At 70.6% G+C, this 20,308-nt stretch carries 21 protein-coding genes and 1 tRNA gene; 20 read left to right on the top strand and 2 right to left on the bottom strand.

The window, feature by feature from the left end:
- Positions 1-387 precede the first annotated feature (387 nt).
- The 17 genes from K8Z49_RS48140 (at position 388) to K8Z49_RS48060 (ending at position 16,803) form a co-directional block, all read left to right on the top strand.
- Positions 388-460: transfer RNA gene (locus K8Z49_RS48140), tRNA-Leu, on the top strand.
- A 395-nt stretch (positions 461-855) separates the two neighbouring features.
- Positions 856-1,650, top strand: coding sequence for an IclR family transcriptional regulator (locus K8Z49_RS48135; RefSeq protein ID WP_021593045.1), 795 nt, complete (start codon positions 856-858; stop codon positions 1,648-1,650).
- 79 nt (positions 1,651-1,729) lie between these two features.
- The gene (locus tag K8Z49_RS48130; RefSeq protein WP_218163569.1) at positions 1,730-2,782 is read left to right on the top strand and encodes an ABC transporter substrate-binding protein; all 1,053 of its coding nucleotides are present in this window, start codon (positions 1,730-1,732) and stop codon (positions 2,780-2,782) included.
- A gap of 23 nt (positions 2,783-2,805) precedes the next feature.
- Positions 2,806-3,669 carry an ABC transporter ATP-binding protein gene (locus K8Z49_RS48125; RefSeq protein ID WP_024935677.1) on the top strand — a complete coding sequence of 288 codons (864 nt, stop codon included), beginning with the start codon at positions 2,806-2,808 and terminating at the stop codon, positions 3,667-3,669.
- Between the two features lie 32 nt (positions 3,670-3,701).
- Positions 3,702-4,475, top strand: a complete 774-nt coding sequence (locus K8Z49_RS48120) for an ABC transporter permease (RefSeq protein WP_021593042.1) — start codon at positions 3,702-3,704, stop codon at positions 4,473-4,475.
- Positions 4,472-6,175 carry a dihydroxy-acid dehydratase gene (locus K8Z49_RS48115; protein ID WP_021593041.1) on the top strand — a complete coding sequence of 568 codons (1,704 nt, stop codon included), beginning with the start codon at positions 4,472-4,474 and terminating at the stop codon, positions 6,173-6,175. Before K8Z49_RS48120 ends, K8Z49_RS48115 begins: the two co-directional genes overlap by 4 nt.
- A 40-nt stretch (positions 6,176-6,215) precedes the next feature.
- Positions 6,216-7,505, top strand: coding sequence for an FAD-dependent oxidoreductase (locus tag K8Z49_RS48110; protein ID WP_021593040.1), 1,290 nt, complete (start codon positions 6,216-6,218; stop codon positions 7,503-7,505).
- 9 nt (positions 7,506-7,514) lie between these two features.
- Positions 7,515-8,795, top strand: a complete 1,281-nt coding sequence (locus tag K8Z49_RS48105; RefSeq protein WP_412517219.1) for an aconitase X — start codon at positions 7,515-7,517, stop codon at positions 8,793-8,795.
- The gene (locus tag K8Z49_RS48100) at positions 8,792-9,244 is read left to right on the top strand and encodes an aconitase X swivel domain-containing protein (protein WP_021593038.1); all 453 of its coding nucleotides are present in this window, start codon (positions 8,792-8,794) and stop codon (positions 9,242-9,244) included. Before K8Z49_RS48105 ends, K8Z49_RS48100 begins: the two co-directional genes overlap by 4 nt.
- Positions 9,245-9,253: 9 nt before the next feature.
- Positions 9,254-10,174: a LysR family transcriptional regulator gene (locus K8Z49_RS48095; RefSeq protein ID WP_412517218.1), complete on the top strand. Its 921-nt coding sequence runs from the start codon at positions 9,254-9,256 to the stop codon at positions 10,172-10,174.
- A 229-nt stretch (positions 10,175-10,403) separates the two neighbouring features.
- The gene (locus K8Z49_RS48090) at positions 10,404-11,168 is read left to right on the top strand and encodes a sulfite exporter TauE/SafE family protein (protein WP_111833221.1); all 765 of its coding nucleotides are present in this window, start codon (positions 10,404-10,406) and stop codon (positions 11,166-11,168) included.
- Between the two features lie 123 nt (positions 11,169-11,291).
- Positions 11,292-11,894 (top strand): DedA family protein, encoded by a 603-nt coding sequence (locus tag K8Z49_RS48085; protein WP_021594725.1) that lies wholly within the window; start codon positions 11,292-11,294, stop codon positions 11,892-11,894.
- The gene (locus K8Z49_RS48080; RefSeq protein ID WP_075020083.1) at positions 11,891-12,355 is read left to right on the top strand and encodes a nuclear transport factor 2 family protein; all 465 of its coding nucleotides are present in this window, start codon (positions 11,891-11,893) and stop codon (positions 12,353-12,355) included. The genes K8Z49_RS48085 and K8Z49_RS48080 overlap by 4 nt, the downstream gene beginning before the upstream one ends.
- Positions 12,356-12,419: 64 nt before the next feature.
- A complete protein-coding gene (locus K8Z49_RS48075; RefSeq protein ID WP_412517217.1) occupies positions 12,420-12,674 on the top strand; it encodes a hypothetical protein in 255 nt (84 codons plus the stop codon).
- Between the two features lie 64 nt (positions 12,675-12,738).
- Positions 12,739-13,827: an FAD-dependent monooxygenase gene (locus K8Z49_RS48070; protein WP_075020081.1), complete on the top strand. Its 1,089-nt coding sequence runs from the start codon at positions 12,739-12,741 to the stop codon at positions 13,825-13,827.
- Between the two features lie 16 nt (positions 13,828-13,843).
- Positions 13,844-15,565 carry a CocE/NonD family hydrolase gene (locus tag K8Z49_RS48065; RefSeq protein ID WP_021594721.1) on the top strand — a complete coding sequence of 574 codons (1,722 nt, stop codon included), beginning with the start codon at positions 13,844-13,846 and terminating at the stop codon, positions 15,563-15,565.
- Positions 15,562-16,803, top strand: a complete 1,242-nt coding sequence (locus tag K8Z49_RS48060; RefSeq protein ID WP_021594720.1) for a metal-dependent hydrolase family protein — start codon at positions 15,562-15,564, stop codon at positions 16,801-16,803. Before K8Z49_RS48065 ends, K8Z49_RS48060 begins: the two co-directional genes overlap by 4 nt.
- Before the next feature lie 21 nt (positions 16,804-16,824).
- Here K8Z49_RS48060 and K8Z49_RS48055 read toward each other — a convergent pair whose 3' ends face one another.
- Entirely contained in the window at positions 16,825-17,268 is a 444-nt protein-coding gene (locus K8Z49_RS48055) for a hypothetical protein (protein ID WP_075020080.1), read from the bottom strand.
- A 159-nt stretch (positions 17,269-17,427) separates the two neighbouring features.
- Between K8Z49_RS48055 and K8Z49_RS48050 the strand changes: the two genes are divergently transcribed.
- Positions 17,428-18,558: a serine hydrolase domain-containing protein gene (locus K8Z49_RS48050; RefSeq protein WP_412517216.1), complete on the top strand. Its 1,131-nt coding sequence runs from the start codon at positions 17,428-17,430 to the stop codon at positions 18,556-18,558.
- Here K8Z49_RS48050 and K8Z49_RS48045 read toward each other — a convergent pair.
- On the bottom strand, positions 18,555-18,932 hold the full coding sequence (locus K8Z49_RS48045) for a LysR family transcriptional regulator (protein ID WP_200871879.1): 378 nt from the start codon (positions 18,930-18,932) through the stop codon (positions 18,555-18,557). The genes K8Z49_RS48050 and K8Z49_RS48045 overlap by 4 nt on opposite strands.
- 143 nt (positions 18,933-19,075) lie before the next feature.
- On the opposite strand from K8Z49_RS48045, the gene K8Z49_RS48040 reads away from it, so the two are divergent.
- On the top strand, positions 19,076-19,594 hold the full coding sequence (locus K8Z49_RS48040; protein WP_412517215.1) for an SDR family NAD(P)-dependent oxidoreductase: 519 nt from the start codon (positions 19,076-19,078) through the stop codon (positions 19,592-19,594).
- Between the two features lie 13 nt (positions 19,595-19,607).
- Positions 19,608-20,048 (top strand): nuclear transport factor 2 family protein, encoded by a 441-nt coding sequence (locus K8Z49_RS48035; RefSeq protein ID WP_181663436.1) that lies wholly within the window; start codon positions 19,608-19,610, stop codon positions 20,046-20,048.
- Positions 20,049-20,308: the final 260 nt, after the last annotated feature.

The following is a 20,308-nucleotide window of genomic DNA, read 5'->3' as shown; positions in this document are numbered from 1 at the left end:
AGCTCGCGCACGACAAGAGGTTCCTTCCCTGCGATTTCACAGGTCCCGTACCCTCGGCGATCTAGATGATCTCCGTATTTGAACGTAGCACAACCCATAGGCGGTCCTCACCCCCTTACTCGTGCCGATTCGGCCGTACTCCGCGCACGGGCGTCCGGCCCCCGAGTACCGCGCCCCGCGCCACCGCCGGCCACCCGGGGACCCACCACGGCCGCCACGGCCGACAGGCTGTGAACTCCTGCGTCACCGGAGACGGCCGCCGGTTCAGGTGAGCGGTCGCGGCACCTGGACACAGCGCGCCGCCCCACTTTCCCGCACATGCGCACCGTGTTCAACGAACACGCGTGGACGCCTATCGTCGGCGACCTTAAAGTCGAGTCCGCACCGGCCCCCGTAGCCCAATGGCAGAGGCAGTCTCCTTAAAAGGGACCATTTGTCGGTTCGACTCCGACCGGGGGTACCCATTTCTTTCAGCACGGCCACCGAACGGCTCGTCCGGACGACGAACGCGCCAGCGAGGCGCACCCGTCCGCTGGGAATCCCGGAACGTTCGTCGGCCATCAGGTCCGGTATGCAACGGCCCACCGGCACGGTGGAAACGATTCGTGCCGCAGCGGTGATGTGCGGTGAGGCTCATCCTGGAGCGCGCCGGATTACCAGGCGGCCGTTAATGCCCCCGGAATCATCGATGACGCCAAAAGCGGGCAGCGGAAACGTCTGGGCCGGGCACGGCGCGGTGCTGGTGGTGTGGCCTACAATGACGGTCCGGCTGGGCCGCCCCCCCAGAACCAGTCCTCTGACCTGCTCAGACGTGGTGAGGCGATCGCGAGCCGGGCAGCGGACGAGGCGGTGAGGATGCCGAAGGAGCGTCGGTCCGTTCTCCGCCGTGCGCTGCGCATCCTGGACGTCTTCGAGGACGCCGCGGACGGGCTGAGCCTCTCGGAGATCAGCCGGCGGTCCGGCGTCCCGCTCACCACCACCCATCGCATCGTGGGGGAACTGCACGAGTGGGGCGCGCTCGAACGCGACGACTCCGGTGCCTACCGGATCGGGCTGCGGCTGTGGGAGGCGGCCTCTCTCGCGCCGCGGTCCGTGGGCCTGCAGCGCGTCGCTCTGCCGTTCATGCAGGATCTCTTCGAGACGACGCACCGCGGCGTGCACCTCGCCGTGCGGGAGCAGGACCAGGTCGTGTTCGTCGAGCGGTTCGTCAGCCCCGAGGTGGCCGGCGACCGGCCCCGCGTGGGCGGGCGCTACGCGATGCACGCCACCGCGGTCGGGCTGGTGCTGCTCGCGCACGCCCCGCTGGACATGCAAGAACAGGTCATCGGCGGGCCGCTCGCGAGGTACACCCCGCACACCTGCACGAGCGCCGGCGAGCTGCGCAGGCTGCTCGCCGGCGTCCGGCGGTCCGGGTACGCGATCAGCGACCGGCAGATCAACCCGAAGTACTCCTCGGTGGCCGCGCCGATCCATGGCCCCGCCGGCGGCGTCGTCGCGGCCCTCTCGCTCATCCTGCCCTACGAGGAGTTCAACGGCCCGAGCGTGCCGCATCTGGTCCAGGCCAGCGCTCGGGGGATCTCGCGGGCGCTGGGAGCGCCCCGGGGCCGGACCGGTCCACACTCCTCTTCCGATATGCGGAAAGGCGGGTAGTCGCCGCGGCGATGGGGAGCGACCCTCAGTCCGTCGGCCGGGGGGTGTGACCTGGCCAGATCGGACTTAGGAGGGGTTCGTGCCCGTAACCGAGTTCACCTCATCCGCCCTCGACCGCCGATCGTTCCTCATGATGGCCGTCGCCGCGGCAGGCGCTCCCCTGCTGGCGGGGTGCGGTTCGGGCGCCGCCGGTTCGAGCGGCGGCAAGAAGACCACGTTCCTGAGCTATCTGCCGCTGGAGACGCTGTCGCTCGCGCCCGAACTGCTCGCGGTCGCGGGCGGCCACTTCGCCAAGCACGGCCTGGACGTGAAGCTGCAGCCGGTCAAGGGATCGCCCCAGGCCATGCAGACGCTCCTGGCCGGCATCTCCCCCATCACGCGTGTGGGCCAGATCGACGTGATGACCGCGGTCGCCGACACCGGCCAGCCGCTGGTCAACATCGGCACGCTCAGCCGCGGCTCGTCCTTGCGCTTCGTGTACAGCAAGAAGAGACATCCGCTGGCCAAGCCGCAGGACTTCGTCGGCCAGACGATGGGCGTCCCCTCCGAGGGCGGGACGAGCGACAAGGTGGTGTCGCTGGTGCTCGCCAGCGCCGGGATCGACCCGAAGCAGACCAAGCGGCAGGTCGTCGGCCTCACCCCTGGAACGTTCAATCTGGTGGAACAGGGCCGCATCGTCGGCTACGTGGTCAGCGTCGACACCGCCAACCTCCTGACGTCCAAGAACTCCGACGTCGGCCTGTTCGATCCCGGCAAGTACGTCAAGTCCGACCAGCAGGTCTATGTCACGACGAAGGACGCCGCCACGAAGGACGCGCAGACCCTCACGTCGTTCATGGCCGGGATCCACGACGCGGTGGCGGCGATGGTGGCCGACCAGTCGCTCGACGAGACCGTCAAGAAGCTGCGCGACGAGTACTCCTTCGCCTCCCTCAACGACGACAAGGTCGCCAAGGCCAGCTTGACCATGCTGCGGAACTCCTGGACCGGCGGGGATCCGAGCAAGCCGCTGCTCGTCACGGACAAGGCCGTGTGGACGGCCGGATACAAGGAGCTCACGTCCGCCGGCGTCGCCAAACCCGGCGGCGATGCCCCCAGCTGGTTCGACAACGGCCTCCTGCCCAAGACGTGAACCAGATCGACTGGAGGAAGCGGATGACCAGGCACAGCGCCAGGACGCTCGGGGAGAGCCGGGCCGAAGCGCCGCCGGGCTCGTCCCCGGAAGGGAAGACGGGGACGGCGGCCAAGCTGGAGCTGATCGGGATCGGCAAGGAGTTCCGGAGCAGGCGGACCACCACGCAGGCCCTGTCCGGCATCGACCTGACGATCAGCGACGGCGAGTTCGTGTCGGTGATCGGACGCTCCGGGTGCGGCAAGACGACGCTGCTGCGCATGCTGGCCGGCCTGCTCGGGCCGTCCACGGGCGAGATCCTCGTCGAGGGCAGCCCGCTGTGGCACGGCTCCCGCGTGGACTCCTCCGTGGTGTCCCAGCTCGGCGTGGTGTTCCAGGAGGCCAACCTGTTCCCGTGGTACTCGGTCGCCGACAACATCTCGCTCCCGCTGCGGCTGCGCGGGGCCGGCAGGCGGGAACGGCGGGACCGGGCCCATGAGCTGGCCGAGCTGGTCGGCCTCGCCGGGTTCGAGTCGTCCTACCCCCGGGAGCTGTCCGGGGGGATGCGCCAGCGGGCCGCGATCGCCCGGGCGCTGAGCACCGGGCCGAAGCTGCTGCTGATGGACGAGCCGTTCGGCGCGCTCGACGCGCTCACCCGGGAGCGGATGAACCTCGAACTCCAGCGCATCGCGCTGGCCACCGACGCCACCGTCGTCTTCGTCACGCACGACATCACCGAGGCGGTCTTCCTGGGCGACCGGGTGGTCCATCTGACGCCGCGGCCCGGCCGGATCCGGCAGATCACGCCGGTCGGCTTCGAACGGCCGCGCGGCATCGACGTGCAGACCGAGCCGGAGTTCGGCGCGATCGTGCGGGGCCTGCGCCACGCGCTGGACGAGGAGGAATAGGGATGGGCAGGGAACGATCCAGGAGCCGGAGGATGCTGCCCTGGCTCAGCACGCCGCTCATCCTGCTCGCCTTCTTCGGTGCCTGGGAGCTGTTCGTCCGCGCCTCCGGCATCTCCGAGCTGGTGCTGCCGCCTCCGGCGAAGGTCTTCGAGAGCTTGCGGACCGTGGTCGGGGACCCGGCGACCTGGGGGCACGCGCGGACCACCGCGACCGAGACCATCGGCGGGTTCCTGATCGCGCTGGTGACGGGCGTCGCGGTGGGGGTCGTGCTCGGCAAGGTGCCCTGGCTGGAGCTCAGCCTGCGGCCGGTGATCGTGGCCTCCCAGGTCGTCCCCAAGGTCGCGCTGATCCCGCTGTTCGTGATCTGGTTCGGATTCGGGATGACCTCCAAGGTGATCATGGCCGCGATGCTCGCGTTCTTCCCGATCATGCTCAACGTGCAGCTGGGGGTCCGCTCGGTGGAGAGCGGCCAGCGCGAGGTCATGCGCAGCCTCAACGCGAGCCGGTGGCAGACCTTCACCCACCTGGAGCTGAAGAGCACCATGCCGTACGTCTTCGCCGGCATGGAGGTCGGCATCGTCTTCGCGATCATCGGCACGATCGTCGGCGAGTACCTCGGCGGCAGCGAGGGCCTGGGGTACCTGGTGGTGCGGACGCTCAACGAGCTGGACGCCCCCGCCCTGTTCGCGACGATCATCCTGCTGTCGGTGCTGGGGCTGCTGCTCTACTTCGTCGTCAACGGCCTGAAGCGGTTCTTCATCCCGTGGCACGAATCGGTCTACGGCCGGCAGGAGGTGAACCGGTGACCCGGCGGCTGCGCAGCGAGGTCCCGGACGGCAGCCCGCGCTGGGCCACCCGGCGCGCGCAGTGGCGCGCGCTCGGGCTGACCGACGCGGACCTGGACAAGCCCAAGATCGCGATCGTGAACTCCTCGTCGGGGCTCGCCCCGTGCTTCAGCCATCTCGACCCCATCGCCGCCGCGGTGAAGCGGTCGGTCGAGGCGGCGGGCGGCGTGGCGTTCGAGATCCGCACCGTCGCGCCGACGGACTTCATCATGAGCGCCGGCCGCGCCGGCGGCCACGTCCTGTCGAGCCGGGACCTGCTCGCCGCCGACATCGAGGCCGTCGTCGAGGGCGCCCGGCTGGACGGCATGGTCTGCCTGGCCTCATGCGACAAGACGACCCCCGGCCAGCTCATGGCGGCGGCCCGGACCGACGTTCCGGCCCTGGTCGTCGCCTGCGGCTACCAGAGCTGCGGACGGCTCGACACGGGCGAGCGGGTGGACATCGAGGAGGTCTTCCTGCGCGCGGGAAGTCTGAAGTTCGGCGGCATCACCTACGACGGCCTGTGCGAGATGAGCGCACGCGCGATCACCGGACCGGGCGTGTGCACCGGGATGGGCACCGCCAACTCCATGCACGTCGTCGCCGAGGCGCTCGGCATGACGCTGCCCGGCACGACGCCCGCACGGGCGAACGGCGAGACGATGTGGCGGGCCGTCGAGGCGAGTGGCGAGGCGATCGTCGGCGCGGTCCGCGAGGACCGCCGGCCCCGCACGATCATGACGCCGGCGGCGTTCGCGAACGCGGTGATGTCGGTGCTCGCGATCAGCGGTTCGATCAACTGCGTCAAGCACCTCCAGGCGATCGCCCGCGAGGCCGGCAGCGGGGTCGACGTCTACCGGCTGTTCGAGGAGTACGCCGGGACGATCAGGCCGCTGTCCGCCGTCCGCCCCAACGGCGAGGACTCCATCGAGGAGTTCGAGGACGCCGGCGGCGCGCTGGCCGTCCTCAAGCAGCTCGGCGGCGCCCTCGCCGGCGACGCGGTCACGGTCACCGGGGAGACGATGGCCGCCCGGACGGCGCGCGCGACGGTGCGGGACGAACGGGTCATCCGGCCGCTGCGCGACCCGCGGGCCGGCCATCCGACCGTCGTGGTCGTGCGCGGCTCGCTCGCGCCCGACACGGCCATCGTCAAGCTGTCGGTGACCGAGGACCGGCCCGCGACGTTCGAGGGCCCCGCCCGCGTCTTCGACGACGCCCCGTCGGCGATCGCCGGCATCGAGGGCGGGGAGGTACGGCCCGGCGACGTCCTGGTGCTGCGCGGGCTCGGCCCGGTGGGCACCCCCGGCATGGGCATGGCCTCGCAGACCGTCTTCGCGCTCGACGGCGCCGGCCTGACCGGGCAGGTCTCGGTGGTGACCGACGGGCAGCTGTCCGGGCTCGTCAACAAGGGCATCGTGGTCGGCGAGGTCTCCCCCGAGGGCGCGCTGCCGGGGCCGCTCGGGGTGGTCGCCGACGGCGACCGGATCGCGATCGACCTGGACGTCCGCCGCGTCGACCTGCTCGTCGACGAGCGGGAGCTGGCACGGCGGTACGCCGGACGGGAACGGCACAGGGTCCCCGGGGACAGCTCCGGATGGCTCTCCGTCTACGCACGATCGGTCGAACCGCTGCCCCTCGGCGCCACCCTCCGCGGCAACGACCTCCCCACGTCACGCCCCTGACCGTCCCGCCCGCGCCGCTCCAGGACCCTCAGGAGAAGGAATGCCGCACAAGCTCACCGAGCTTAAGATCAACACCGTCACCAAGCCGGCCGGAAACCCGACCGAGGACCTCACCGCCGACGTCTGCGTGGTCGGGGCCGGCATCTCGGGCCTGTCCGCCGCCGTCGAGGCGCGCCGCCTCGGCCGGACGGTCGTGCTCGCCGACGCCCTCCCGCTCCTCGGCGGGCAGTGCGTGAACTCGATCATCGGGCTGTTCTGCGGCGTCTACGGCAACGCCCCGGAGTACCGGCAGCTCACCCACGGGATCTTCGACCCCATGTTCGCGGACCTGGCCAAGACGGGCGACGTCCACTTCAACAGGGGCCACACGATGACCGTGGCCTACGACGAGGTCGTCCTCGGCCGGTGGGTGGAGAACCTCGTCCAGTCGCTGGGGATCCAGGTCGTGCTCGGCGCCTCGGTGCTCGACGTCGAGGCGGACGGCGGCCGGATCGACGCCACCACCTTCGCCACCCGGCACGGCCTCGTCCGCGTGCGCGCGACCGGCTTCGTCGACGCGAGCGGAGACGCCTCCCTCACCTGGGAGGCGGGCCTGCCCTGCCGGATCCCCGAGCGCACGGTGTGGGGTTCGCAGCAGATCCGGCTGGAGAACCTCCGCGAGGAGTTCAGGCCCGACCCGGACGAGCTGGTCGCCCGGATCGAGGAGAAGGCGACGGAGTACGGCCTGGTACGGCGCGACGGCCTGGCGTTCTTCTTCCCCGGCCGGAACACCGCGGTGATGAACATGACCCATGTCGAGGCGCCGCTTGAGGCCGTCCGGGCGTCCAGCGCGCAGATCGAGGGCAGGGCTCAGGCCGACCGCGTCGTGGAGTTCATGCGCAGGGAGTTCCCGAAGGCGTTCGGCGAGGCCAAGGTGCGCAGTTACGGCTTTCCCGGCCGCCGCCAGACGCGCTGGATCGCCGCCCTCCACCAGCTCTCGGTGGAGGAGGTCCGGTCCGGGTTCCGCTTCGAGGACGCGGTCGCCCGCACGGCATGGCCCATCGAGCTGCACGACAGGGCGGAGGGGTATGTGTGGGAGGTGTTCGACGCGGACCATGTGCACTACGTCCCGCTGCGGAGCCTGATCCCGGTGGGCGCGCACAACCTGGTCGCGGCCGGCCGGTGCGTCGACGGCGACGCCGCCGCGCTGTCGAGCGTCCGGGTCATGGGCCCGTGCGCGGCGATGGGGTTCGCCGCCGCCCATGCGGTCGACCTCGCCGGTGACGGCGGCGTCCAGCGGATCGACCCCGCCGAGCTGCGCGAACGCGTCCAGGAGAATGTCGATGGCTAGGAGGCGCCGGTGAAGCTGGCGGACGATGAGAAGGCGATGCTGGACGGTGCCGAGGGACCGGCGGTGGCCGCCGCGATGGACCTCCTGGTCCGGTACGGCGAGGCGCTGGGCGCCGACGGCCTCTGCGACATCCGCAACGTCGCCGGGACCATGACGCAGCCGTCGCCGGTGAAGGCCAGGCTGGTGCGCGAGGGCGGGTGGAACAAGGCGTTCTCGGTGATCAACCTGGACAGCGACGACGAGGTGGAGATCCCGCGCATGCGGGTGCCCACCTGCCAGTTGCAGCAAGGGTTCGGAGAGGACGCGCTCGGGGTGGCGCCGTACCCGGCGAACATGGTCGCGCTCCAGCGGGACGCCGAGTCCTTCTACGGCGCGCACGGCGTCAACATCCTCGCCACGTGCACGCCGTACCAGGTGGGGAACCTCCCGGTGCGCGGCGAGCACTGCGCCTGGATGGAGTCGTCGGCGGTGGTCTACTGCAACTCCGTCCTCGGGGCCAGGACCAACTGCGAAGGGACCGCGTCAACCGGGGCGGCCGGCCTGACGGGGAAGATCCCCTGCTGGGGGAACCACCTGCCGGAGAACCGGTACGGCACCCACCTGATCGAGTCCGCGGTGCCGGTCGAGGGGTTCCTCGACTGGGGGATGTTCGGGTACTTCGTCGGCGAGACCGTCCAGGAGAACCGCCCGGTCCTCACCGGCGACCTGCGCCGGCCCGACCTGAGCGACCTCAAGCACTTCGGCGCGGCGACGGCCTCGTCGGGCGGCGTGGAGCTCTACCACATCCCCGGCGTCACCCCCGAGGCGGCCACGCCGGAGGCCGCCTTCGGCGGGCGGGCGCTCCCGGAGAAGATCGTGTACGGCGAGCGCGAGCGTCGCGAGGTCTACCGGAGCCTGAACGACCAGGGCGAGTCCGCGGACGTCGACTTCATCCTGCTCGGATGCCCGCACGCCTCGCTCGACCAGATCGCCCGGACGGCCCGCGCGCTCGACGGAAGGAAACTGAACGCGGGCACCGAGCTGTGGATGATGACCCCGCGCGCGCTTCGCGAGGTCGCCGATCGCAGCGGCTACACCGAGATCATTCGCAGGGCGGGCGGGCGGCTGCTGACCGACTCGTGTCCGGCGATGTCCAGGTCCGCCCCCGAGGGCACGCGCGTGTTCGCCACCGACTCGGCCAAGCAGGCGCACTACCTGCCCGCGATCCTGGGCATCGAGGCATGGTTCGGGACCCTTGAGGAGTGCGTCGACGCGGCCGTCACCGGAACCTGGCGAGGAGAACTGACGTGATCATCGAGCTCCACGGCCGCGGCATCGTCCCCGGCCTCGCCGAGGGGGAGGCCCTGGTCTCGCACGAGACCATCTCGGGCTGGGGCGGCATCGACCCCGCGACGGGCACGGTGATCGAGCGCCGTCACGAACTGTTCGGGGTCTGCTTCACCGGCAAGGTGCTGGTCTTCCCGGGCGCCAAGGGCTCCTCGGGGTGGTCCGGCTTCTTCCAGAGCACCCGGCTGCTCGGCACGGCGCCGCTCGCGATGGTGTTCACGACGCTGTCCACCAAGTCGGCGCTCGGGGCGGTCGTCACCCGCGTCCCGGCCGTCTCCGAACTCGACCAGGACCCCGTGGAGATCATCCAGACCGGCGACCACGTCACCGTCGACGGCGACCGGGGAATCGTCACCGTGACGACCCGGCTCCCGCGGAACGCTTTCGAGGAGTGGAAGACTGCCACCATATAGTTTACTTGGGTGCAACTAGACCTGAACCTGCTGGTAGTGCTCAATGCCCTCCTTGAGGAGGGCAGCGTGATGGGTGCGGCCGAGCGGCTGCATCTGTCGTCACCGGCGGTCAGCCGCAGTCTGGGGCGGCTGCGGAAGCTGACGGGCGACGACATCCTGGTGCGGACGGGGCGCACGATGGTTCCGACGCCGTATGCGATGGCGATCCGGGACGATGTGCGCCAGTTGCTCGGCCAGGCCCATGACGTGCTCGTGCCGAGCGGCACGCTGGACCTCGGACAGCTGGAGCGCACGTTCACCTTGCAGTGCCACGACGGGCTCGGCGCTGCGCTGGCGCCGGCGCTGCTGCGCAGGGTGCATGAGCAGGCCCCGGGCGTGCGGCTCCGCATTCTCGCGGAGAACTCCGTGGACACCGACGATCTGCGGCGCGGCCGCGTCGACGTCGAACTCAGCCAGGACCGGCCGGACCGGCCCGAGTTTCGCTCCGAGACGCTCGGCTCCGATCCCCTGGTGGTGGCCATGCGGGCCGGACACCCCTGCGGCGAGCACCTCGATCTGCACTCGTACGCCGCGTACCCGCATGTAGTCGTTTCGCGGCGCGGCCGCCTGACCGGGCCGATCGACGAGGTGCTCGCCGCGGAGGGCCTGCGCCGGAACGTGTCCGCGGCCGTGGCGACCGGCACCATGGCGCTGCACGTGGCCAGCCGGAGCGACCTGCTGGTCACCACGACGGCGCTGGTCAGCCGCCCCCTCGTCGAGGCGTTCAACATGATCAGCAGGCCCTTGCCCGCCACCTTCCCGGCGGCCCCGATCAACTGCACCTGGCACCAGCGCTACGACTCCGACCTGGCCCACACCTGGCTCCGAGACCAGGTGCGGGCAGCGGTCACGGAGATCGCCGCCGATGAGCACTCCAGTTCCGGTTCCTGATTTTCAATTGCCCTCATAACACCACCATCACCAATTTCCCCGGCGATAACTTTTCCGGCGCAACGCGGCAATCGCCATTCCACTCGGGCGAATGATTGCACGGCGGTAAATCGTCGGTTTACCAAGGCGCACTGGAGTTCGCGGACCGGCCGAATTAGAGTCACAGCCTGCCCGCCGGTCGGCGTGAACAGTCATCCGGCCAGACCTTCCTACGGATCGCGGAAACCCCATGGACCTTGGACACGTACTGCTGCTGATTCTCGCCGGCGTGGTCGCCGGCGGAATCAACGCGCTGGCCGGCGGGGGCTCGCTGATCACGTTTCCCAGCCTGATCGTGACCGGTCTCCCCTCGGTCGAGGCGAACGTCACGAACTCGGTCTCGGTCTTTCCCGGCTACGTCTCCAGCGTGCTGGGCAGCCGCGCCGACCTGGCCGGGCAGTGGGGGCGGATCCGGGCGGTGCTGCCCGCCTGCGTCGCCGGTTCGGCGGCCGGATGCGCATTGCTGCTGCTCACGCCCGCTCGCGCGTTCGAGCTCATCGTGCCGTTCCTGGTGCTCGGCGCGGCCGCGGCGCTGTTCTTCCAGGAGCGCCTGCGCCGCCTGGTCGGTCACCCGCGTGCGCTCGGGCGCCGCCGCCGGACGGTCACCCTGCAGGTGGCCGTCCTCGCCGGCGCCGTCTACGGGGGCTATTTCGGCGCCGCGCTGGGCGTCATGTACGTCGCCGCGCTGGCCCTGGTGCTCGACGAGACGCTCAACCGGATCAACGCCGTCAAGAACGTCCTCACCGTCACCGTCGGCGGCGTCACTCTCCTGACATTCGCGCTCTTCGGCCCGGTCAACTGGCCCGCTGTTCTGATTCTGGCTCCCGCGACGGTCGTCGGCGGCTACACGGGGGCGATTCTGGCACGGCGCATGCCCGGCCGCCTTTTGAAGGCGCTCATCGTCACATTCGGCACGACGATCGGCACGGTCCTCTTCGTTCGAGCGCTCACCTGACGCCTATTTCATGGCCTACTTCACGAATTTCCAGACAGACGGAAAGGACCAGTCGATGAGGACAAGCTTCTGGAGCCGCACGCGGGCCCACGGTGGATCCGTTGACGAGATGCCGCTCGTCTCATGATCGACTGGGTCGAGCTCACCGAGTCGATGGGGACGTCCTGGTGGCTGTATCTGATTCTCATGTCCGTGTCCCTGCTGGACTCGTTCCTCCCGCTGATTCCGAGCGAGCCCGTCATCATCATCGCCGGCGTCTTCGCCGCCACGGGTTCCACCAACCTCGCCCTGGTCATCGCCGCCACGGCCGTCGGCGCCTTTCTGGGTGACCAGATCCCGTACGCCCTCGGCCGGCGGCTGAGCGCCAGGGTGCAGAAGCGGCTTCCGGACGGCTCCAGACGGCGCGCGACGCACGACTGGATCTCCCGGCACCTGGATCTGCGCGGCGGATTCGTCCTGGTGAGCACCAGGTTCATCCCGGTCGGGCGCTACCTGGTGACCGTCACCACCGGAATGGTGCGCTACAACTACCGGCGCTATGTCCTGTTCACCGCCGTCGGAGGCACCGCCTGGAGCGCCTACACCGTCCTGACGGGCTATCTCGGCGGCGTGCTCTTCCAGGAGAACGCGCTGCTGGCCTTCCTGGTCGGGCTGGGGCTGGCCCTCGTGATGTCGGGCGCGATGGAGGTGACCCGTCGTGTTCGCGCCCGCGGCGGGGTGGCATGAACGGGGCCGGGACACTGCTCGACCGTATTCGGATCACCGACGTGGTCGCCAATCTCGCGCATGCTCAGGACTCCAAGGACTGGGAGCGTTTTCGGGATCTGTTCGCGGATCGGATGACGCTGGACCTGACCGGGCGGTCCGGCGAACCCGCCGAGGAACTGACGGCGGACGAGATGACCGCGAAGGCGCGCACCATCATTGATGGCTTCGCCTGCACGCACCACGCCAGCTCCAATCTCCTCATCGAGGTTTCCGGCGCGACCGCGCGATGCCGGGCGCACATGGTCGCCTACCACCATGTCCCGACCCCGGGGGTCGACCATCTCACCATGCGGGGCTATTGGCAGCTGGACCTGGTCGACACGAACGGGAAATGGGTGATCCAGCGGTGGACGATCGTACGGACCGCGCCGTGGGAAGGAAATCCGGACCTTTACCGCATCGCACGTGAAGGAGCCTAGGTTGTTTTACGAGATCCGCCGTGAGACGGCGGTGCCGGGCCGCGGAAGGGAGCTGGCCCGGTGGATGGACGAGCAGGTGATTCCGCTGCACGAGGCGAGCGGAATGGTCGTCGCGGGAGCGTTCACCGATGCCGGCGACGAAGACGCCTTCGTCTGGATCCGCAGGTTCAGCAGCGATGCGGAACGCGAAGAAATCGTGGAGCGGGTGCACCGGGTTCCGCTCTTCGAGTCGGCGATCAGGCCTCGGCTCGGGGAACTCATGGCCGGCGAAGCGGTGACCGTGCGTCTGGCGCCCACCGCGCACTCCCGGCTCGCCTGACGGCCGGCCCCGCGCCCGGCGCGGAAACGTAGAGAATTCACAGCCATTCCAGGAGGTACGACAGGTGCGTGCAATTGTTGCCGGTGGCGGGATCATCGGGCTCACCACCGCGATCGCGTTGCACAGGCGGGGCATCGAGGCGGTGATCCACGAGCAGGCGCCGGAGATCCGGGCGGCCGGCGCGGGGCTCGGGTTGTGGGCGAACGCGATGGCGGTCTTCGACGAGCTGGGGCTGGGCGAGCGGGTGCGCGCCATCGGCCGGCCCGCGGAGATGTACTTCCGGAACCACGCGGGCGAACTGATCCAGCCTTCCGGGTTCTCCGACGACGACCACCGGTACCTTCTGGTGCACCGGGCCAAGCTGAACGACCTGCTCGCCGATGCGGTGGGCCGGGACGACATCCGCCTGAACTCGCGGCTGGTCGGCTACGACGAGACCGACGCCGCCGTGACCGCCCGTTTCGGTGACGGCACGACCGCCGAGGCGGACGTGCTCGTCGGCGCCGACGGCGCGTACTCGGTCGTCCGGTCCCTGCTGCTTCCGGGCAGCGACGCCGTGGAGCACAAGGGCCATCACGCGTGGCGCGCGGTCGTCCGGCCGCCGGCGGGCGTCACCGTCGACCGCAGCGTCATCGTGCTCGGTGAAGAGCGCACCCGCGGCGGATATGTGCCCACGGTCGACGGCACCGTGTACTGGCTGGTCAACCAGTTCGACGCCGATCCCCTGCGGGGCACTCCGAAAGAGCAGGCCGCGGAACGTGCCGCGTTCCTCGACACGACGGGCTGGAATCCGGCCCTGCTCGAACTGATCGCGTCGACGCCGGACGACCAGGTGCTGCACAACCAGATCATGCTGGTGCCGCCGCTGCCCCGGTGGGTCTCGCAGCGGGTCGTCCTCGCCGGCGACTCCGCTCACGCGCTCTCCCCGCACATCACGGCGGGTGCGTCGCTGGGCGTCGAGGACGCGCTGCTGCTGGCCCGGCTGCTCGCCTCGTCCGGCGGGGTGGCCGCCGCGCTGGCCGAGTACGAACAGGACCGGATCCCGCACTACCGAAAGGTCAACGAGCTGGCCAAGACGGTGGAGGACTCCGCGACGCCGGAGGAGTTCGCCGCCAACTACGTGGCCTTCAGCCACTGGATGCTCAACCGGTAGAGACATGGAGAACCGGATGGGCTTGTGCATCGACGCCAACGTCGCCGTGCCGATGCGTGACGGCGTCACGCTGGCGACCGATCTGTGGCGACCGGCCGGGGACGGCCCGTGGCCGGTCCTGCTCGCGCGCACTCCGTACGGCCGGACCTCCACCGCCCACCTGGGCAACCCGAAGCTGCCGGACATCCGCGCCCTGGTCGACAGCGGCTACCTGGCCGTCGTCCAGGACGTGCGCGGCACCGGAGAGTCGCCGGGGCTGATGGAACCGCACCGCTTCGATCAGAGCGACACCGTCGACACGCTGGCGTGGATCGCCGGCCAGGCGTGGTGCGACGGCAACGTGGGGATGTGGGGCGCGTCGTACATGGGCTTCCCGCAGTGGCAGGCGGCCACCGAGGCGCCGCCGGTCCTGCGCGCGATCGCTCCCGCGATGACCTCGGCGGACATCTACCGGGCCTGGTACTCCCCGCAGGGCGCGGTGTCGCAGGGCACGCTGTTCAACTGGTCGGCCCGCATGGCCGTGGCCAACCTGTCGCGCCCGCGCGGCGACGGCCCGCCGGATCCGCGGGACGCGGCGACGGTCCGAGCCGCGCTCGAAGACGTCGACGCGCTGTACTCGCTGCCGGTCGATGGCGCTCTCCTGCGAGGCCTGCCCTGGCTCGGCGAGATGCTCGCCAACCCCGACTACGACACGTACTGGAAGCGCCTGGCCGCGCTGGAGCGCAGCTCGGCGATCACCGTTCCGGCGCTGAACGTGACCGGCTGGTACGACGTGTTCGCGCGCGAGGTCGTCCGCTCGTACACCACCATGCGCCGCGACGGCGGCGGCGTTCCCGCCAGGGAGGGCCAGCGGTTGATCATCGGCCCGTGGGGCCACGGTGACGGCGCGGACCTGGGAATCTTTCCCGACCGGTCGTTCGGGCTCGCGGGGTCCGTCAAGGCGGCGGCGATCACCCGGGCCCATCTGCGGTTCTTCGACCGGTGGCTGAAGGGGTGCGCCGAGGCCGACCAGGGTGCGCGGGTGCGCATCTTCGTCATGGGCCTGGACCGGTGGCGCGACGAGGACGACTGGCCGCTTCCCGACACCCGGTACGAGGATTACTTCCTGCACAGCTCGGGACGGGCCAACAGTTCCAAGGGAGACGGGCGGTTGCATCGCCGCGCCGCCGCCGACGACCGCAACGACTCGTACTCCTACGATCCGCTCGATCCGGTCCCGACCGTGGGCGGAGCGACTCTGGGCTTCGACGGAGTGGCCGGCCCGGCCGATCAGACCGACGTGGAATGCCGTGACGACGTCCTCTGCTACACCGGCGAACCCCTCCAGGAACCGCTGGAGGTCACCGGCCACGTCACCCTCACCGTGCACGTGTCCTCGACAGCGGCCGACACGGACGTCACCGGCAAACTCGTCGACGTCTTCCCCGACGGCCGCGCCATCATCCTGTGCGAGGGTCTGTGGCGGATGCGGTACCGCGACTCCCTGAGCCGGCCACGGCCCCTGGAACCCGGCCAGATCGTCGAGGCCACCGTCGACATGGGCGTGACGTCGAACGTGTTCGGCCCCGGACACCGCGTCCGGCTTGAGGTGTCGAGCAGCAACTTCCCGCGGTACGACCGGAACACCAACGGCGGCGACCCCGCCATGTCCACGACGCGGGTCGCTCTCAACCGCGTCTTCCACGGACCGGCCCACCCCAGCCGGCTGACGCTCCCGGTCATCGCGAGGCCCCGATGAGCACGCGCCAGCGCATCGAGGCCGACCTGCTGATCCCCGGCCGGGGCGGTCCCGTCCGCGACGGCGTCGTCGTCATCGACGGCGCCGCCATCGCGTACGCGGGCCCGCGCGCCGGTGCCCCGATCGACGACCCGCCGGTCGAGCCGGTGCACGCGCGAACCGTGATGCCCGGCATGTGGGACTGTCACACGCACGTCAAAGGCGGCCGTCCGGGCGCCTTCGACGACGTCCGGCTGGTGCAGGAACATCCCGCGACGCGGGCGGCCCGGGGCGTGCAGGGGCTGCGCCGCGCCCTCGACGCCGGGGTCACCAGCATCCGCGAGGTCGGCGGAATGGGGCTGCATCTCGCCCCGGTGGTCGCCGAGGGCCACCTTCCCGGCCCGACGATCCACGCCGCGGGCGCCGTCCTGTCCGCCACCGGCGGCCACGGCGACATCCACGGCCTCCCGGCGGAGTGGGTCCACGACTGTGCCCGGATGGGCACCGAATTCCAGCTGGCCGACGGCGAGGCCGAATGCGCCAAGGCGGTCCGCGCACAGATCCGGCGCAACGCCCGGGTCATCAAGGTGTGCGCGTCCGGCGGCGTGCTCAGCGTCATCGACGATCCGGACCACCAGGAGTTCACCGTCCGCGAACTGCGCACCATCGTGGAGGTCGCCGGGCTCGCGGAACGCGGTGTCGCGGCCCACTGCCACGGCAAGGCGGGCATCATGGCGGCCCTGGAGGCCGGCGTGCTCACCATCGAGCACGGCAGCCACCTCGACGACGAGGCATGCACGGCGATGAGGGAAGCCGGCGCGATCCTCGTGCCGACGCTGACCATCGTCCGGGAACTGCTCGACGCCGGAGGGCTCCCGCCGTACGCGGCCCGCAAGCTCGCCGGCATCGCCCGCGCCCACCGGGACAACATCGCCCGCGCCCACCAGGCCGGCGTGCGGATCGCCATGGGCACCGACATCCAGAGCAGCGGCGACGCCCCCGCCGCCTGGGGCCGCCACGGGCGCGAGGCGGTGCTGCTCAACGACATCGGCATGGACCCGCTGGACGTCATCGAAGCCGCCACGGCCAACGGCCCCGCCACCCTCGGTCGCCAGGCACCCCGCTCCGGCCTCCTCCAGGAAGGATTCGACGCGGACATCCTCGCCATCGACGGCGACCCCCTGAGCGACATCTCCCTTCTCGCCGACCCGTCCAGAATCACCGCGGTCTGGCAGGCCGGCACTCAGGTGAAGGGCTGATGCGGGGCGAGCGCCTGCGGGTCACTTCCCCACGGTTGCCTGGACGGTCTCGACCTCTTCGACGTCCTGCACGGGGAGCGTCGTACCGCCGGCGAGCGCCAGGCTCAGCGCCACCGCGGCCAAGCCGATCGCGGACCGCCACCGCGGCCTCCGGGCCGCCCTCGGCCCGGTCGCGGTGACCTGCCCGCCGACCGCGATGCGCTTCCTGGCGGCCACCCAGGACGCCGCCTCGCCGTCGTCCAGCCCGCACGCCAGGACGAAGGCGACCAGCAGCTCCTCGCGGGGCAGGGTCGTGCGGCCGAGCGCGGTGGACGCGGTCGAGTAGGGCAGCACGCGACCGGCGTCGGCGGCCCGGCGCTCCAGTTGCCGGTAGCTGAGGCCCGACCAGGCCTTGAGCCGGCGGAGCGCGGCGATGAACTCGGCCTCGTCGCAGGCTGCGGCGGGCGACGGTGGCGGTGCGGTCACGATCTCACCCCGATGCTCGTTGATCGCCCCACTATGCCCCACGCTGACCAGCCCGTACACCGTCTCGCACAAGTTCGGACGGCGTGACCTCTTGATCGACGCGGCCCGCCACGGCGAGCCTCTGGCGCATCCCCCGCGAGACACTGCTCCGGAGGCCGCATGCAACGGATCAATCCGCTCTCCTTCGCCATGGCGCTCACGACCGCGCTGGCCTTGACGGGCTGCGGCAGCGCCATGGGCGTGCCGAGGGCCGCCCGTAGCGCCGAGCCCGTCGACCGTTCGATCGCCCGTTACCTCGACCGCACGCTGCCCAATGGGCCGGGCGGTACCGTGGTCGCCGCCCGCGGCGCCGAGCTCGCGCACTGCAAAGGCTTCGGCCTGGCGGACCGGACGTCCGGGAGCCCGGCCAACTGCGACACCGTGTACGACGTCATGTCGATCACCAAGCAGTTCACCGCAGCCGCGATCATGAAGCTGGAGATGATCGGCCGGCTCCGGACGACCGACCGGATCGGCACCGTCCTCGGCCCGGTGCCCGCGGACAAACGGGGCATCACCCTGCATCACCTACTGACCCACAAGGCCGGGCTGGCCGAGGGACTCGGCGACGACTACGAGCCCGTCTCCCGCGACGGGATGCTGGGCAGGGCGCTGAAATCCAAGCTGGTCTCCCGCCCCGGCACGGAATTCCACTACTCGAACACCGGGTTCAGCGTGCTCGCCGCCATCGTCGAGAAGGTGTCAGGGACCAGCTACGAGCGGTTCCTGGCAAAGCACTTGTTCGCACCGGCGGGCATGACGCAGACGGGCTATGTGCTGCCGAAATTCTCCCGTGCCCAGGTGGCCGTCGAGTACGACGAAGAGGGCACGAGCCAAGGCCGTCCGCTCGATCACCCCTGGGCCGCCGACGGACCGTACTGGTACCTGCGCGGCAACGGCGGCATGCTGTCCACCGGCCGTGACATGTTCAGATGGCACCGCGCGCTGCTCGGCGACACGATCCTCAGCGCCGACGTGAAGGCCAGGATGTTCGAGCCTCACGCTCGGATCCCCGGCACCGAGGCCGCCTACGGATACGGCTGGGGCGTCCTGCACACCAAGGACGGCCGAGTCGCCTGGCACAACGGCGGAAACGACTGGTCCTTCGCCAGCTACAGCCGCATATTGCGCGACGGAACCATGGTCTTCTGGGTCACCAACCAGGCCTCACAGGCAGACCAGTGGAACCTTGAGGATCGCGAACTGGAAATGAACCAGGCCCTGGCCGACCACGCCCGCGACACCGACTAGGAATCCGCCGCCAGATGCCTGACCACGCCGGCGAAGTCGGTCACGGGGCGGGACGCGCCGTCCAGGGGCCAGCACAGCGCCTCGAAAGCGACGCGCAGCACACGCGCGCGTTCGGCCGCCGCCACGCGCGTGACGCGCTGGGCCGCCTGCCAGTCGGCGACGAGGCGGCGGGCGGCCGGGAGGAGGGACTCGCCCGCGGCGGTCAGCCGCACCTCGCGTCCGTCGCGCTCGAACAGGGTGGTGCGCAGACCGCCCTCCAGCGCGCGGATCCGGCGGCTGAGCGCCGGCTGGGAGACGAACAGGCGCTCGGACGCCCGGGTGAAGTTGAGCTGCTCCGCGACCTCGATGAAGTAACGCAGGGAACGTGTGTCCACGTCCACGCCTCCACCTCCCGTGACGGGGCCTCGAACCTCGTGATCTATGCGTTCTGCGCATCACGATAGGTCTTGGACACGCCCGGGTGAATCGCGGTCTGCTGGATCCGCGGCGGAACCATCATCCTGACGGGAGTAGAAGAATGCTGCCTCGATCCTCCTCTCGACGCCACGTCCTGGCCGCGGGTGCCGCCGGGCCGGCGGGGACGCCGACCGGTGGCCCGAGCGCCTTCGCCGACCCCCGTCCGAGCCCCACCGGCCCGAACGGCCGGTTCGCCCGCAAGACGGTCCTCATCACCGGCGCGACCTCGGGCACCGGCAAGGCGACCGCCTACGCCATCGCCCGGGAAGGCGGACGGGTGATGTTCTGCGGCCGCCGCGCCGAGCTGGGCCGTGCCAACGAACGGGAGATCCGCGCGTTCGGGGGCGAGGCGACCTACCACCGGGCCGACGTGCGCGCGGAACGGGACGTGTCCGGGCTGGTCGCGGCCTGCGTGGCGAAGTACGGCCGGATCGACATCGCGGTCAACAACGCCGGGATCGAGACGCCCCGTCCGGCGCCCCTGCACGAGCAGCCGGTCGAGGACTTCGACGGGGTCTGGCGCACCAACGCCCGCGGCTTCGCCACCATCGACGCCTCCGGCGGCTACCTGACCGGCTGACGAGGGGATGATCATGAGAACCGCGATCACGTCGGCCGCGCTCCTTCTCCTCGCGATCGGCATGGGGGCCTGCGGGAGCGGCGAGCCCGCCGCTGACGACCGGCCCGCCGCCGCCCGGGAACGCCCCGATCCGGTGGTCCAGGTCGCCGCGCAGGCCGGCCGGTACGTCGACGCCGTCAACAGGCACGACCTGGACGCACTGGTGGAGTCCTTCGCCCCCGGCGGAAAGATCGTGGACGTGTCGCGTGAGATCGGCGGCCGTCCCGCGATCCGCGACTGGGCCCGCGCCGAAGTCATCGGCGGGCGGCTCGAAGTGCTGTCGGTGACCCGCACAGCCGGCGGTCAGGACCTGCTCGTCCACTGGGCTCCGCGGGGCGGCACGGGGTGGCGCGCCCACTACAGGTTCACCTTCCAAGGCGACCGCATCGCGCTGGCCGACCTGCAATACGCGTGACCGCGCGGCCCGGGGCGGCCAAGCGCTCACGATCCATGAAGCCGGAATGAAGCCTGTTCGTGAAAGGCTCCTGATTGCCTTGTCCATCGCGGTTGGGAGAATGCCATGCGGACGGTTTCGATGAAGACGCGGCCGGTGGTCCGGACCGAGCGGCCCAAGGGAGGCGCCGTCGTTCTGAACCCCTGGTGGACCTGAACGATGAGGCAGGGGCCCGGGCTCAGGCGCCTGGGCCCCAGTTCCACTTCCCCGTCACATCTGGC

Origin of the sequence: Actinomadura madurae (genome assembly GCF_047130825.1) — a bacterium.
Lineage (GTDB): Bacteria > Actinomycetota > Actinomycetes > Streptosporangiales > Streptosporangiaceae > Spirillospora > Spirillospora madurae.
This window is presented reverse-complemented; position numbering and strand designations above follow the sequence as displayed.

Bases quoted from the DNA above. Each gene is read 5' to 3' on its own strand.
- K8Z49_RS48075 (WP_412517217.1), top strand. From the start codon at position 12,420: ATGGACGAGCAGGTGATTCCGCTGCACGAGGCGAGCGGAATGGTCGTC.
- K8Z49_RS48085 (WP_021594725.1), top strand. From the start codon at position 11,292: ATGATCGACTGGGTCGAGCTCACCGAGTCGATGGGGACGTCCTGGTGG.
- K8Z49_RS48120 (WP_021593042.1), top strand. From the start codon at position 3,702: ATGCTGCCCTGGCTCAGCACGCCGCTCATCCTGCTCGCCTTCTTCGGT.
- K8Z49_RS48080 (WP_075020083.1), top strand. From the start codon at position 11,891: ATGAACGGGGCCGGGACACTGCTCGACCGTATTCGGATCACCGACGTG.
- K8Z49_RS48090 (WP_111833221.1), top strand. From the start codon at position 10,404: ATGGACCTTGGACACGTACTGCTGCTGATTCTCGCCGGCGTGGTCGCC.
- K8Z49_RS48135 (WP_021593045.1), top strand. From the start codon at position 856: ATGCCGAAGGAGCGTCGGTCCGTTCTCCGCCGTGCGCTGCGCATCCTG.
- K8Z49_RS48050 (WP_412517216.1), top strand. From the start codon at position 17,428: ATGCAACGGATCAATCCGCTCTCCTTCGCCATGGCGCTCACGACCGCG.
- K8Z49_RS48125 (WP_024935677.1), top strand. From the start codon at position 2,806: ATGACCAGGCACAGCGCCAGGACGCTCGGGGAGAGCCGGGCCGAAGCG.
- K8Z49_RS48065 (WP_021594721.1), top strand. From the start codon at position 13,844: ATGGGCTTGTGCATCGACGCCAACGTCGCCGTGCCGATGCGTGACGGC.
- K8Z49_RS48040 (WP_412517215.1), top strand. From the start codon at position 19,076: ATGCTGCCTCGATCCTCCTCTCGACGCCACGTCCTGGCCGCGGGTGCC.
- K8Z49_RS48060 (WP_021594720.1), top strand. From the start codon at position 15,562: ATGAGCACGCGCCAGCGCATCGAGGCCGACCTGCTGATCCCCGGCCGG.
- K8Z49_RS48110 (WP_021593040.1), top strand. From the start codon at position 6,216: ATGCCGCACAAGCTCACCGAGCTTAAGATCAACACCGTCACCAAGCCG.
- K8Z49_RS48035 (WP_181663436.1), top strand. From the start codon at position 19,608: ATGAGAACCGCGATCACGTCGGCCGCGCTCCTTCTCCTCGCGATCGGC.